Annotated in this window: 10 protein-coding genes and 1 CRISPR repeat array; of the genes, 9 read left to right on the plus strand and 1 reads right to left on the minus strand. The window is 61.2% G+C overall.

Features of this window, described 5'->3' with window-relative positions; translation table 11 throughout:
- Positions 1 to 7: 7 nt before the first annotated feature.
- Positions 8 to 1,525 (minus strand): CoA-acylating methylmalonate-semialdehyde dehydrogenase, encoded by a 1,518-nt coding sequence (locus HZS63_RS09850; RefSeq protein ID WP_180683867.1) that lies wholly within the window; start codon positions 1,523 to 1,525, stop codon positions 8 to 10.
- A gap of 91 nt (positions 1,526 to 1,616) precedes the next feature.
- Between HZS63_RS09850 and HZS63_RS09855 the strand changes: the two genes are divergently transcribed.
- The 9 genes from HZS63_RS09855 to cas2 all read left to right on the plus strand — a co-directional run bounded on the left by HZS63_RS09855 (position 1,617) and on the right by cas2 (position 12,303).
- Entirely contained in the window at positions 1,617 to 3,239 is a 1,623-nt protein-coding gene (locus tag HZS63_RS09855) for a GMC family oxidoreductase (RefSeq protein ID WP_180683868.1), read from the plus strand.
- 110 nt (positions 3,240 to 3,349) lie between these two features.
- The gene (locus HZS63_RS09860) at positions 3,350 to 4,345 is read left to right on the plus strand and encodes a helix-turn-helix transcriptional regulator (RefSeq protein WP_180683869.1); all 996 of its coding nucleotides are present in this window, start codon (positions 3,350 to 3,352) and stop codon (positions 4,343 to 4,345) included.
- A gap of 83 nt (positions 4,346 to 4,428) precedes the next feature.
- A complete protein-coding gene (locus HZS63_RS09865; RefSeq protein WP_180683870.1) occupies positions 4,429 to 6,813 on the plus strand; it encodes a CRISPR-associated endonuclease Cas3'' in 2,385 nt (794 codons plus the stop codon).
- Positions 6,814 to 6,837: 24 nt separating this feature from the next.
- Complete coding sequence (cas5c, locus tag HZS63_RS09870) at positions 6,838 to 7,524, plus strand: type I-C CRISPR-associated protein Cas5c (RefSeq protein WP_180683871.1); 687 nt, start codon at positions 6,838 to 6,840, stop codon at positions 7,522 to 7,524.
- Entirely contained in the window at positions 7,521 to 9,329 is a 1,809-nt protein-coding gene (gene cas8c / locus HZS63_RS09875) for a type I-C CRISPR-associated protein Cas8c/Csd1 (RefSeq protein ID WP_180683872.1), read from the plus strand. The genes cas5c and cas8c overlap by 4 nt, the downstream gene beginning before the upstream one ends.
- Positions 9,330 to 9,352: 23 nt before the next feature.
- Positions 9,353 to 10,300, plus strand: a complete 948-nt coding sequence (gene cas7c, locus HZS63_RS09880; RefSeq protein ID WP_180683873.1) for a type I-C CRISPR-associated protein Cas7/Csd2 — start codon at positions 9,353 to 9,355, stop codon at positions 10,298 to 10,300.
- Entirely contained in the window at positions 10,297 to 10,938 is a 642-nt protein-coding gene (gene cas4, locus HZS63_RS09885) for a CRISPR-associated protein Cas4 (protein ID WP_180683874.1), read from the plus strand. The genes cas7c and cas4 overlap by 4 nt, the downstream gene beginning before the upstream one ends.
- A 5-nt stretch (positions 10,939 to 10,943) precedes the next feature.
- Complete coding sequence (gene cas1c / locus HZS63_RS09890; protein ID WP_180683875.1) at positions 10,944 to 11,990, plus strand: type I-C CRISPR-associated endonuclease Cas1c; 1,047 nt, start codon at positions 10,944 to 10,946, stop codon at positions 11,988 to 11,990.
- A gap of 22 nt (positions 11,991 to 12,012) precedes the next feature.
- Entirely contained in the window at positions 12,013 to 12,303 is a 291-nt protein-coding gene (cas2, locus tag HZS63_RS09895) for a CRISPR-associated endonuclease Cas2 (RefSeq protein WP_180683876.1), read from the plus strand.
- 217 nt (positions 12,304 to 12,520) lie between these two features.
- Positions 12,521 to 14,057: direct repeats of the CRISPR family, unit length 37 nt; unit sequence GGATCACCCGCCCGCGAGGGCGGGTGTGGATTGAAAC.
- Positions 14,058 to 14,110: the final 53 nt, after the last annotated feature.

Here is a 14,110-nt window from a genome sequence, read left to right on the forward strand (position 1 = left end):
GGCGGGGTTACTTGGAGGTGGGCATGACGAACTCGGCGCCCTTGGCAATGCTTTCGGGCCAGCGCTGCATCACGCTTTTTTGCTTGGTGTAGAAGCGTACACCTTCTTCGCCGTAGGCGTGCATGTCGCCAAACAGGCTGCGCTTCCAGCCGCCGAAGCCGTGCCAGGCCATGGGCACGGGAATGGGCACGTTGATGCCCACCATCCCCGCCTGGATGCGGCGGGCGAACTCGCGCGCCACGTTGCCGTCACGGGTGAAGCAGCTGGTGCCGTTGCCGAATTCGTGGTCGTTGATGAGCTGCACCGCCGTGGCAAAGTCGGGCACGCGCACGCAGCACAGCACCGGGCCGAAGATTTCTTCCTTGTAGATCTTCATCTCGGGCGTGACGTGGTCGAACAGCGTGCCGCCGAGCCAGAAGCCGTTTTTGCATCCTTCGCCGGCTTGTGCGCCGTCGAAACGGCGACCGTCCACCAGCAACTGCGCGCCTTCCTTCACCCCGGCCTCGATGTAGCCAATGATGCGCTGGCGGGCTGCTTCGGTGACGATGGGCCCCATTTCGGCCGCCAGGTTGGTGCCATCGAGCACCTTGAGCGTTTGCGTGCGCTGCACCAGCGCGGGCATGATGCGGTCGGCCACGTCGCCCACCAGCACCGCCACGCTGATGGCCATGCAGCGCTCGCCCGCTGAGCCATAGGCCGAGCCGATGAGTGCATCGACCACCTGGTTCTCGTCGGCATCGGGCATGACCACCATGTGGTTCTTGGCGCCGCCCAGCGCCTGCACGCGCTTGCCGTGGCGCGCACCCGTCTCGTAGATGTAATTGGCAATGGGCGTGGAGCCGACGAAGCTCACCGCCTTCACGTCCGGGTGGTCAAGCAGGGCGTCCACGGCTTCCTTGTCGCCCTGCACCACGTTGAACACGCCGTCGGGCAGGCCGGCCTGCTGGAGCAGCTCGGCGATGCGCAACGAGGGCGAGGGGTCGATCGGGCTGGGCTTGAGCACAAAGGTGTTGCCGCAGGCCATCGCCAGTGGGAACATCCACATCGGCACCATCACCGGGAAGTTGAACGGGGTGATGCCGGCCACCACGCCCAGCGGCTGGCGCATCGTCCAGTTGTCGATGCCGGTGGAGACCTGCTCGGTGTAATCGCCCTTGAGCAGTTGCGGAATGCCGGTGGCGAATTCCACGATCTCGATGCCGCGCGTGACCTCGCCCTGGGCGTCGGTGAACACCTTGCCATGCTCGGCGGTGATCATGCGTGCCAGCTCGTCGCGGTGCTGGTTGAGCAGTTCCAGGAACTTGAACATGATGCGCGCGCGGCGCAGCGGTGGGGTGTCGGCCCAGGCGGGGAAGGCGGCTTGCGCAGCAGCCACGGCGGCGGCCACTTCGGAGCGGTTGGCCAGGGCGACGCGACCGGTCACGGCGCCGGTGGCGGGGTTGAACACGTTTTGTGCGCGGCCGCTGGTGCCGGCGGCCACCTGGCCGTTCAGGAAGTGACCGATGGGGGTGGGTGTCTCGCTCATGTTGTTGAGGGTAAGGGTGGCTACGGGGAGATACGGGATTGATTATGGCCGCCCAAGGCCCTAGCATGGGTGCCAATCAGGAGATCCCTACATGGCATCACCCCACCACCCCGCCGACACATTCGATTACCTCATCGTGGGCGGTGGCTCGGCCGGCAGCGTGCTGGCCGCACGGCTCAGCGAAGACCCTCGCGTCACCGTGGCGCTGCTGGAGGCGGGCGGCGACGGCCGCAGCCTGCTGGTGCGCCTGCCCACTGGGGTGGTGGCCATGCTGCCGGGCCGCCCGGTCAAGGTGAACAACTGGGCCTTCGAGACCACGCCTCAACCAGGCTTGAACGGCCGCCAGGGCTATCAGCCGCGTGGCAGGGCGCTGGGAGGCTCGTCGGCCATCAACGCCATGCTTTACGTGCGGGGGCATGCCAGCGACTATGACGACTGGGCGGCCGCCGGGGCCCGGGGCTGGTCGCACGAAGAGGTGCTGCCTTATTTCCTGAAAGCCGAGCACAACCAGCGTGGAGCCAATGCCTGGCGGGGCGTGGGCGGCCCTTTGCACGTGGCCGACCAGGTCAGCCCCGGTCCGGCCTCGGTCGCGTTCGTGCAGGCCTGCGCCAGCCAGGGCATCGCGCCGAACCCGGACTACAACGGCCCGACCCAGGACGGCGCTTTCCTCTACCAGGTCACGCAGTTCCACGACGCGGCCCGGCGCGGCCAGCGCTGCTCCGCCGCCGCGGCGTACCTGCACCCGGTGATGGACCGGCCCAACCTGACCGTGTTCACCCACACCCAGGCTGGCCGGGTGTTGCTCGAAGGGCGCCGGGCCGTGGGCGTGGAGGCGCACCGGCAGAGGCGCACCCTGAGGCTACACGCGCGGTGCGAGGTGCTGCTGTGTGCTGGCGCGCTGCAGTCGCCCCAGTTGCTCATGCTCTCTGGCGTGGGGCCAGCGGCTGAGCTGCAACGCCACGGCATTCCCGTGTTGAACGAGTTGCCCGGCGTGGGCCAGAACCTGCAGGACCACCTGGACTTCATTCTGGCCTACCGCTCCCGGCAGACCGACCTGTTCGGCATCGGCTTCGGGCCCGCCTGGCAGCAATGGCAAGCCTGGCGCCAGTGGCGGCGCGACGGCACAGGCCGGCTGACCACCCCCATTGCCGAGGGCGGCGCCTTTCTGCGCTCCAGCGCAGAGCAGCCGAGGCCGGACCTGCAACTGCATTTCTGCGTGTCCATCGTGGACGACCACGCCCGCAAACTGCACTGGGGCTACGGCTTTTCCTGCCACGTGTGTGTGCTGCGGCCGCATTCACGCGGCCGCGTGGGGCTGCAGAGTGCCGACCCCCTGGCGCCCCCGCTCATCGATCCAGCCTACCTGAGCGATGAACGCGACCTGCCCCTGCTGCGCCGAGGTGCCCAGCAGATGCGCGACATCCTGCTGGCCCCCGCGCTGGCCCCTTGGCGCCACGAGCCGCTGTTCGACGAGCAGCTCAGCGACGATGCCGGGTGGGACCGGCTCATCCGCGCCCGTGCCGACACCATCTACCACCCCGTGGGTACCTGCCGCATGGGCGAAGACGACACCGCCGTGGTGGACCCGGCGCTGCGCGTGCATGGGTTGCAAGGGCTGCGCGTGGTGGACGCCTCTGTCATGCCCACGCTCATCGGTGGCAACACCAATGCGCCGACGATCATGGTGGCGGAGAAGGCGGCGGCAATGCTTTGACATCCTCATATGAAGCGGTTTGAGATTGAATACATCCGGCTTCATACCCATAATGGTCCGAGATTGCATCAGTTGTTGACCACAGGTTGGTGGTCAAGGGAGGGGGTTTTTTGAGCAAAACAGAGCGGCTGCATCTTCTCGTTTCCATCCTTCGGGCGCGCCGTCGCATCACACGTGCAGAGCTGCAGGATGAAACGGGTACGTCGCGTGCCACGCTCATGCGGGATCTGGCCTGGTTGCGTGATGGATTGGGCCACCCGATCCACTGGGACAAAGACGCGCAGTGCTACCAATGGCGTTCATCCAGTCCCAATGAAGAAGAGCCGCAAGAACTGGCTGGCCTTTGGTTCAAGCCTTCAGAAGTACTGGCGCTTTTGACGTTGGATCATTTGCTGAAAGAAATCCAGCCGGGCGACCTGATGCAGCGCCATCTGCAGCCGTTGGAGCAACGGCTCAACCAAATACTGAATCGGTCGGGGTTGGATACGGCAGCCGCACGTGAGTTGACCGGGCGTGTTCGCGTTATCGGTTTGGCGCAGCGTCGGGTGCCGCCCCAGAGCTTTGAGGCAGTGGGTTTAGCGCTTAGCCAGCGTCGCCGTCTGACCATGCAGTACAAGGCGCGGGGCACCGCGCAACAGACTGAGCGGACAGTTTCACCGCAACGCTTGGTCTATTACCGCAGCAATTGGCTACTTGACGCATGGTGTCACCGCCGCAACGAACTGCGCAGTTTCAGCCTTGATGCCATCTACCACCCGCAGGTTTTGAATGAGCCAGCTATCGATGTCGATTCGAGCATTCTGGATCAGACCCTTGGCGCAGGGTACGGCATATTCAGCGGCAAGGATGTGCAATGGGCCACCTTGCGGTTTACCCCCGAGCGCGCTCGCTGGGTAGCAGCCGAAGAATGGCACCCAGAACAACAAGGCCACTGGGATGCACAGGGGCACTGGGTATTGAAGATCCCCTACAGCGACGACCGCGAGTTGGTCATGGATATTTTGCGCCACACACCCGAGGTGGAGGTGCTTGCGCCCGACTCATTGAGACAGCAGGTGCTGAAAAAAATGCGGGAGGGGTTGGTTCGGTGGGGGGGTGTCTCATGAATTGAGACTGGTGCATGCTCAAAATCACAGAACTCAGATAGCACGACGCGGAATCAAGAATCAACGAACACGGGAGAAGGCGCATGATCACGGATGCATCCAGTCTAGACTGGGCTCACTCGCCACCAGATGGCAGTGGGAAAGATCCGCATTGGCTAAATGATCACCTTCTCTCTGTAGGCAATTTGGCCGCAGAATTCGCTCCCGTCCCTATCAAAGCAGTGGCTCGACTTGCTGGTCTGTGGCATGACTTGGGCAAGCGCAGGCCTGGTTTTCAGGTTTACATCCGCCAAGCGGGCATTGTCGATGCGCATATCGAGCGTGTCTCGGACCGGGACAAAACACATTCGGCGGCTGGAGCACTGTGGACTGTCCAACACCTTGAACAGCAACATGGTGCACAAGGAAAAATTCTGGGTCGGATGTTGCAATACGTGATCGCGGGACACCATGCTGGGCTTGACAACTGGGAAGGCGGCCAAGGGCTGGGTCTTTCAGCACGCTTGGCGAGTGAAGATGCGCAGCGGGAGTTGTCAGAAACTCTTGCGCGCCCGCAGGCTGACGACATTCTCAAAGCCACACTGGCGGGCATCGACCTCAACAGCGTGGGCATCTGCAATGAACACCAAAAACTGAATCCTGGACGCTTCGCCTTGTGGGTCAGGATGGTGTTTTCTGCGCTGGTGGATGCCGACTTTCTGGACACCGAGGCCTATATGGACGGATGCAAGGCAGAGGTGCGCCGAGGCGGAGGCGATCTTCAACCATTGCGGAATGAGCTGAATGCCCATCTCGCGGCCTTCGGCGAACCCAAGACGGTGGTTAACCGCATCCGAGCCGAAGTGCTCGCGCAATGCCAATCCAAAGCCAGTCTGCCGCCTGGGGTCTTCAGCCTCACGGTCCCCACCGGGGGCGGCAAGACTCTGTCGAGCCTCGCTTTCGCTTTGGAACATGCGATCAAGCACGGCAAGCAGCGCATCGTCTACGCCATCCCATACACCAGCATCATCGAGCAGACCGTTGACGTGTTTCGCGAAGTCTTCAAGGCGTTGGGTGAAGACGCCGTGATCGAGCACCACAGCAATGCGGAGTCCAACCCAGAAGACGAAACTACTCGTTCCCGTCTGGCCTGCGAGAACTGGGACGCTCCGCTGATCGTCACCACCAATGTGCAGTTGTTCGAAAGCCTGTTCGCGAGAAAGACCTCACGGTGTCGCAAGCTGCACAGTCTGGTCAACAGCGTGATCGTGCTGGATGAAGCGCAGTTGCTTCCGGTGGAGTTCTTGCAGCCTGTGGTGGATGTGCTGCGTTACCTTGTGCAGGACTTTGGCGTGACCGTTCTCCTGTGCACCGCCACCCAGCCCGCTCTCAACACATCGCCCAGCGTCGATCCCCAACGGGGCTTGAGACGTGCCCTCGGCCCGGTGACAGAGATCATTGATGACGTGCCGGCCTTGTACCGCGCGCTGGAGCGGGTTCGTGTGCACCTGCCCCCAAGTATGGAAACCCCGCGCAGTTGGCCAGAGCTCGCAGACGAAATCGTCAATCACGATGCCGCGCTCACCATCGTCAGCCGACGCGCCGATGCGGCCGAACTGTTCCGCTTGATCAAGGCGCGCGCCGATGGCGCGCGGTGTTGGCACCTGTCAGCGCTCATGTGTGCGCAGCACCGCAGCGACACCATCGCCGAGATCAAGAACGCGCTGAAGGCGCGCAGGGAAGCACTGGCCGCAGGGCAAAAACCAGTCCCCATTCATGTGGTGTCCACCCAGTTGGTTGAAGCGGGTGTCGATTTGGATTTCCCGGTGGTCTATCGAGCTTTGGCTGGGTTGGACTCCATCGCCCAGGCGGCGGGGCGGTGCAACCGCGAAGGCAAGTTGCCCGAGCCGGGGGCTGTGCATGTGTTCGTTCCTCCGACGAAGGCCCCGCCGGGTTTGCTGGCTTTGGCTCGCGACACGTGCAAGGCGGTGTGGCGCGGTTTGCCCGCAGACCCTTTTGCGCTGCCCCTGATTGACCTGTACTTCAAACGCCTGTACCACGATGCACCGTCCACGGACAAAGCACGGATTTGCGATCTGCTCAAGCTGGAGCCTGACCTGAAGGCGATGAGCCTGCCGGTTCAGTTTCGGGCTGCAGCCGATGCGTTCAAGCTCATTGACGAGAAAGACAGTGCCACGGTGCTGGTTCGCTACAGCAGTCCCAACGCACGCGACGATGTGGATGTACTGATCGGCATGCTGGAACGCGAGGGCCCGGCCCGCTGGCTGATGCGCAAGTTGCAACGCTATGGCGTCACGATCTACCAGCACCAGGTGAGGCGGCTTGTGGACATGGGCGACATTGTCGAGGTGGCGAACTGCCCGGGGTTGTATGTGCAGCGCGAAGGATGGGAGGGATTTTACGACCCGGTGATGGGCGCAAAAGTGGACTCAGCGCCGGGTGACCCTGCAGACTATGTCAGTTCGTAAACGGTTGACGCGAAGGGAGCTTGAATGAAGCCATTTTGTTTGGAGGTTCGAGGCGACTACGCCTGCTTCACCAGGCCTGAAATGAAGGTGGAGAGGGTATCTTACGATCTGATCACGCCGTCCGCCGCGCGGGCGGTGTTCGAGGCCATTCTGTGGAAGCCCGCCATCCGATGGCGAATCACTCGGATCGAAGTGCTCCAGCCGGTGCGCTGGACCAGTGTGCGGCGCAATGAAGTCGGCGCGGTGGCCTCTTCTCGCAATGCGCTTACCGCCATGAACGAAGGCCATGGTGAACTGGCGCTCTACATTGAAGAGGAGCGCCAGCAGCGCGCCAGTCTGATCCTGCGCGATGTGGCTTACCGGCTGCACGCTGACATGGAGATGGTGGGGGAGGATGCACGCGCCAACCCTAACAAGTACATCGCCATGTTCAATCGCCGCGCTGCGGCGGGGCAGTGCGTGAATCAGCCCTATCTGGGGTGCCGTGAGTTTGCTGCCGCATTTCGGGCTGTTGAGTTGTTGGCAGATGGTCAGGGTGGCTGGCGCGTTGGACCAGACGAGCCGAGCGCCCTGGACGACTGGTCGCCCGATCTGGGTTGGATGCTCTACGACATGGATTTCGCAGCGGGCTCCGCGCCCCAACCACGTTTCTTCCGTGCTCAGGTGCAAAGGGGTGTTCTTGATCTGAGTCGTGTGGAGGTACGGGGATGATCCTGCAAGCCCTCTATGACTACTACCTGCGTCGCCAAGCCGACGTGGATCCTGCTCGTCGGTTGCCTGCGTTTGGACTGGAGCTGAAGGAAATTGGTTTCATTCTTGAAGTGGACGAAAGTGGTCAGCTTCACGCGATCATCGACACGCGCCAGATGTCTGGGAAAAAGAAGATCGGTACGAGCTATCTGGTGCCCAAGGGTGTCAAGAAGACCTCGGGCATAGCAGCCAACCTGCTGTGGGACAACGCCGAATACGTGCTTGCGCTTCCTGACGCAAAGAAGATGGATGCGGCTCGTTCCAAGGGCGGCGCCGATGAGTACCTGGCCCGTCTCGTTGAAATGCAGCAGGCATTTCGAGGCCGCATTTCGACACTTCCAGAGCGTGCTCAGCGCGATGTCGGGTTGGTTGGTGTGTTGGCCTTCCTGGATGCGAACCCGGCCGAGCAGGTGGCGCGATTTTCTGCCCATGCCGAAATTTCAGCGTCAAACCCTGTGTTGACGTTCCGGCTGGTTGGTGACACGGCATTGGTGTGTCAAAGACCGGGCGTAGCGCCTCACTTGGTTACTGATGCATCGGCGGGGGAAGCAACCGAAGGCGGTGACGGTGTGAAGGCCACGTGCCTGATCACGGGCGATACCTTGCCGGTGGAGCGGCTGCACACCGCGATCAAAGGTGTGTGGGGAGCCCAGACATCCGGTGCCAACATCGTTTCGTTCAATCTGGATGCGTTCAACTCGTACGGCAAGAGCCAGGGTGCGAACGCGCCCGTCAGTCAGGCGGCGGCTTTTGCCTACACCACTGCTCTGAATGCTTTGCTGGCGCGGGACTCCAGTCAGCGGGTGCAGATTGGTGATGCCTCTACTGTTTTCTGGGCACAGAAAGCTGACCCCCTCGAAGGTGAGTTGGCAGCCTTGCTCGGCGGAGGTGACAACCCGGACGCACACACACAACAGGTCAAAGCGCTGTTTGATTCCGTTCACAGTGGTGGCTTCACGGGTGCGCGAGGAGACAACGCATTCTATGTGTTGGGCTTGGCTCCGAATGCGGCGCGCATCTCGGTGCGGTTCTGGCACGCAGCTCCTCTGCACATTATCGCAGAGCGCATCGCGGCATGGTTCGATGACCTCTCGCTGGTGCGTGGTCCGAACGATCCGGAGTTCCCAAGCCTGTTTCGGTTGCTCACTGCCGTGGCCTTGCAAGGCAAGGCCGACAACATTCCACCCAGTTTGGGTGGGGATCTGATTCGCAGCATCTTCACAGGCGCTCCGTATCCCACCACCTGGCTCAACGTTGCCGTCCAACGCTGCCGCGCAGAACAGCAGGTCACGTACATGCGCGCGGCGGCCATCAAGGCTTACCTCAACCGGTCCCTCACCACGTCTGATTCACAACCCAGGGAGATTCAACCCATGCTTGATATCGAGAGTCCGTCCACGGCGTACCGCTTGGGTCGCCTGTTTGCCACGCTGGAGAAGATCCAGGAAGAAGCCAGTCCTGGACTGAATGCAACGATTCGAGAGCGTTACTACGGCGCCGCATCCAGCACACCCGTGGCGGTGTTCACCACGCTGATGCGTTTGAAGAATCACCATCTTGCCAAGATTCAGAGCAAAGGACGGGCGGTGAACTTCGAGAAGTTGCTGGCGGAAATCATGTCCGGCATTTCGGATTTTCCCGTGCACATGAACCTGCCGGATCAAGGGCGTTTCGCCATCGGCTACTACCACCAGCGACAAGACTTTTTCACGAAGCGTGAATCGGCAGAAGCCGAAAGCACTGCGCAGACCGAAACCACTCACTGAAACCACCCCAGGAGGGAACTGAAATGAACTTGACCAATCGCTACGACTTCGTGTTGCTGTTCGACGTGAAGGACGGCAACCCCAATGGTGACCCGGATGCCGGCAATCTGCCGCGCCTGGATGCAGAGACTGGCCACGGCCTGATGACCGATGTGGCGCTCAAGCGCAAGGTGCGCAACTTTGTCGCGCTGACCCAAGATCAGACTGAAAAGGCACCGGAAGCCGGGGAGAAGCGTTTCGAGATTTACGTCCGGGAGAAAGCCATCCTGAACCTTCAACACCAGCGCGCCTACTCGGCGCTCAAGCTGGATGCGCCAGCGGATGAGGTTGCAGAAGCCGCTGAGGGTGAAGACAAGAAGGCCAAGAAGGGCGGCAAGGAGAAGCGCAAAGGAAGCGCCAGCGATGTGGACCTGGCCCGCAAGTGGATGTGCCAGAACTTCTTCGACGTTCGCACGTTTGGCGCGGTGATGTCCACAGGTACCAATGCCGGGCAGGTTCGGGGCCCTGTGCAACTGACCTTTGCCCGCTCTATCGACCCCATCGTGGCGCTGGAGCATTCCATCACGCGCATGGCCGTGGCCACCGAAGCGGAGGCCGAGAAGCAGCAAGGTGACAACCGCACCATGGGCCGCAAGCACACCGTGCCGTATGGCCTGTACGTCGCGCACGGCTTTGTGTCGTCGTTCCTGGCCAAGCAAACCGGATTCGGCGAGGACGACCTGGAGATACTGTGGCAAGCACTGGGAAACATGTTTGAGCACGACCGATCTGCAGCCCGCGGCGAAATGTCGACTCGCGGGCTCTACGTGTTCAAGCACGACAGCGAGCTGGGCAATGCGCATGCCCATAAACTGTTCGAACGCATCAAAGTCAAGAAGACGGCGGATGTGCCACGCAGCTTCTCGGACTATGGGGTTGAAGTGGATGAGTCGGATATGCCCGCTGGGGTCACTTTGCTCCGTAAGGTGTGAGCGAAGAAGACCCCATCCCCCTGTCAGCCCTGCAGCACTGGGCGTACTGCCCACGGCAGTGCGGTCTGATCCACTTGGAACAGGCCTTTGACGACAACGTGCACACCTTGCGCGGGCAGTTGGTTCACCAGCGGGTGGACCAGCCGGGCGTGGAAACTGCCAAGTGGGTGCGGGTTGAGTACGCACTGCCGTTGTGGCAAGACGAATTGGGGCTGATCGGCAAGGCCGATGTGGTGGAGTTCGACAAAGCAGGGCAGCCTTATCCCGTGGAATACAAACACGGCAGCCGCCACAAGGCTGCAGACATCGCCGCTTGTGATGATTTGCAGTTGGCCGCACAGGCGTTGTGTCTGGAAGCGATGTTCGGGTGTCCGGTTACTGAAGGCGCCGTTTATTACGCCAGCTCAAAACGTCGCCGTGTGGTGAGCATCAACCCGGAGTTGCGGCAAGCGGTGCAGGCTGTTGTTGGGCAGGTAAAGCAGATGCTGCGTGATCAGCGGTTGCCAGCGCCTTTGGGAGGGGTGTTGGCCGCACAGCGGTGCAAGGGTTGTTCGTTGCGTGAGCGTTGCATGCCTGAACTGACTGGGCCTGGTGGCATGAACGAACTGCGCGTGCACCTGTTTGACGTGGAGGATTGACTTCCATGCAGTTGCTCAACACCCTGTATGTGAACACGCAAGAGAGTTATTTGCGGTTGGACAACGACACTCTCCGGGTGCTTGTGGCTGATGAGACGCGATTGCGGGTGCCCCTGCATCACTTGCAAGCAGTGGTGTGTTTTGGGAGGGTAGGGGTGTCTGTGCCTTTGATGCATCGCCTTGCCGATGAGTGTGTTGCGTTGGTCCTGATGGACGACAACGGGCGTTTCAAGGCCAGGCTGGAAGGGGCTATGTCTGGGAATGTGCTGTTGCGGCGAGCACAGCATAACCAGTCGCAAGATTTGACGTTTTGTCTGGAGATGGCGCGCTCTTGCGTGGCTGGGAAGGTCCGCAATTCAAGACATGTACTGCTACGTGGTGCGCGCGAAGCGAAGGCGCCGGATGACGCGGCTGTGCTGACCAGAGGGGCACAGGATTTGGCGGCCACATTGAGAGCCTTGCCTCAAGCGTCTGACCTGGATGAGTTGCGTGGTTTGGAGGGAGAGGCTGCGCGTCAGTATTTTGGTCGTCTTCCTCATTTGGTGAGGCCCGAGTTGCGTGAGCACTTTGCGATGGATGGTCGCAGTCGTCGGCCACCCCGTGATCGTTTCAATGCGCTCTTGTCGTTTCTTTACGCTATGTGGATGAATGACTGCCGCAGCGCCTTGGAAGCGGTGGGGCTTGATCCGCAGGTGGGCTACTTGCACGCGCTTCGCCCTGGGCGTGCCGCATTGGCTTTGGACTTGATGGAAGAGTTCCGTCCTTTGGCGGACAGATTGGCGTTGACGCTGGTCAATCGTGGGCAGATTCGACCCACAGATTTTTCGGTACGCGAAGGTGGGGGAGTTTCGTTGTCGCCAGACGGGCGCAAGGCAGTGGTGGTGGCATATCAAGAACGGAAACAAGAGATGTTGCAGCACCCGTTGTTTTCGCAGAGCATGCCTCTTGGATTGGTGCCCATAGTACAGGCCCGATTGATGGCTCGCAGTGTGCGTAAGGAGATTGAGTCTGATGGTGTTCCGGCGGGCTATTTGCCCTTCTTGGTTAGGTGACTGGAGTACTGAGGGGTGAGCGATGCTGGTGATTGTTTGCTACGACGTCAATACAGAAACTAAAGAGGGGCGTAGACGGTTGCGCCTTGTCGCCAAGGTGTGTGAAAGCACGGGCCAGCGTGTGCAGAAGTCTGTGTTTGAGTGCCAGGTCGATCTGGCAGGTCTGGAGAGCTTGGAACGGCGTTTGTTGGAAGAAATGGATCAGACTCAGGATTGTTTGAGGCTGTATCGAATGCCTGGTTCCAAAGGGGCCGAGGTTAAAGAGTATGGGCACTTCAAGGCAACCGATTTTGAAGGCCCGCTGGTTCTGTAAGCCCCCGATTTTTACGCCGTCCAGGTTACTATTGCAATAGCGCGAACGTCGAGTAACTGGCAATTGCCGGTGAGGTTCGCGAACTCTGCAACCCATTGATTTTCAATCACTTGTTTGCTGTTGTGTTGAGTTGCCGTCCTCGCTTTTTGCATGAAGAGCGAAGGTTCGCGCAAAACCGCTTATTTTTGCAGGTGATGCAACGCTTTGAGGTGGCGGAGGATCACCCGCCCGCGAGGGCGGGTGTGGATTGAAACAAAGGAGAAACCAAATGACCGACAAGATTCTCATGGATCACCCGCCCGCGAGGGCGGGTGTGGATTGAAACGTTTGCGAATAGGTCTGGTGGGCCTTCAATCGAGGATCACCCGCCCGCGAGGGCGGGTGTGGATTGAAACTAGCTCTCGGGCGATCTGTTGCACGCGCCTTTCACGGATCACCCGCCCGCGAGGGCGGGCGTGGATTGAAACGTGACGAGCGATTCGCCACACTGGTAGCCACCTGGGATCACCCGCCCGCGAGGGCGGGCGTGGATTGAAACGTGACGAGCGATTCGCCACACTGGTAGCCACCTGGGATCACCCGCCCGCGAGGGCGGGCGTGGATTGAAACGTGACGAGCGATTCGCCACACTGGTAGCCACCTGGGATCACCCGCCCGCGAGGGCGGGCGTGGATTGAAACGTGACGAGCGATTCGCCACACTGGTAGCCACCTGGGATCACCCGCCCGCGAGGGCGGGTGTGGATTGAAACGTGACGAGCGGTTCGCCACACTGGTAGCCACCTTGGATCACCCGCCCGCGAGGGCGGGTGTGGATTGAAACAGCGCCTCCCGCAGCCTCGCGTTCTCCGCGACCAGGATCACCCGCCCGCGAGGGCGGGTGTGGATTGAAACGAGTCGGGCAAGGACTTTGCCCGCAACCTGCGCGGGATCACCCGCCCGCGAGCGCGGGTGTGGATTGAAACGCGTCGGGAAAGGACTTTGCCCGCAACCTGCGCGGGCTCACCCGCCCGCGAGGGCGGGCGTGGATTGAAACATACTCTACACCGACCTTTTGACCGGGTGCCAGTAGGAGCACCCGCCCGCGAGGGCGGGCGTGGATTGAAACATACTCTACACCGACCTTTTGACCGGGTGCCAGTAGGAGCACCCGCCCGCGAGGGCGGGCGTGGATTGAAACATACTCTACACCGACCTTTTGACCGGGTGCCAGTAGGAGCACCCGCCCGCGAGGGCGGGCGTGGATTGAAACATACTTTACACCGACCATTTGACCGGGTGCCAGTAGGATCACCCGCCCGCGAGGGCGGGGGTGGATTGAAACATACTTTCCACCGACCATTTGACCGGGGGCCAGTAGGATCACCCGCCCGCGAGGGCGGGGGTGGATTGAAACATACTTTCCACCGACCATTTGACCGGGGGCCAGTAGGATCACCCGCCCGCGAGGGCGGGGGTGGATTGAAACATACTTTCCACCGACCATTTGACCGGGGGCCAGTAGGATCACCCGCCCGCGAGGGCGGGGGTGGATTGAAACATACTTTCCACCGACCATTTGACCGGGGGCCAGTAGGATCACCCGCCCGCGAGGGCGGGGGTGGATTGAAACGTTCGGCGTTTACACCAGTAAACGTGATGCTATCGGATCACCCGCCCGCGAGGGCGGGTGTGGATTGAAACAGTACGCCGTGGTCAGCACGGCAAAGACAGATGACGGATCACCCGCCCGCGAGGGCGGGTGTGGATTGAAACTCTTGGTAACGCAGGTAACTCAAGAAAAGTAAAAGGATCACCCGCCCGCGAGG

The sequence above is a fragment of the Tepidicella baoligensis genome, from assembly GCF_013432195.1.
Classification (GTDB): Bacteria; Pseudomonadota; Gammaproteobacteria; order Burkholderiales; family Burkholderiaceae_C; genus Tepidicella; species Tepidicella baoligensis.

Excerpts from the sequence above, each read along its gene's own strand:
- cas7c (WP_180683873.1), top strand. The coding sequence starts at position 9,353 with ATGAACTTGACCAATCGCTACGACTTCGTGTTGCTGTTCGACGTGAAG.
- cas5c (WP_180683871.1), top strand. The coding sequence starts at position 6,838 with ATGAAGCCATTTTGTTTGGAGGTTCGAGGCGACTACGCCTGCTTCACC.
- HZS63_RS09855 (WP_180683868.1), top strand. The coding sequence starts at position 1,617 with ATGGCATCACCCCACCACCCCGCCGACACATTCGATTACCTCATCGTG.
- HZS63_RS09850 (WP_180683867.1), bottom strand. The coding sequence starts at position 1,525 with ATGAGCGAGACACCCACCCCCATCGGTCACTTCCTGAACGGCCAGGTG.
- cas2 (WP_180683876.1), top strand. The coding sequence starts at position 12,013 with ATGCTGGTGATTGTTTGCTACGACGTCAATACAGAAACTAAAGAGGGG.
- cas1c (WP_180683875.1), top strand. The coding sequence starts at position 10,944 with ATGCAGTTGCTCAACACCCTGTATGTGAACACGCAAGAGAGTTATTTG.
- cas8c (WP_180683872.1), top strand. The coding sequence starts at position 7,521 with ATGATCCTGCAAGCCCTCTATGACTACTACCTGCGTCGCCAAGCCGAC.
- HZS63_RS09865 (WP_180683870.1), top strand. The coding sequence starts at position 4,429 with ATGATCACGGATGCATCCAGTCTAGACTGGGCTCACTCGCCACCAGAT.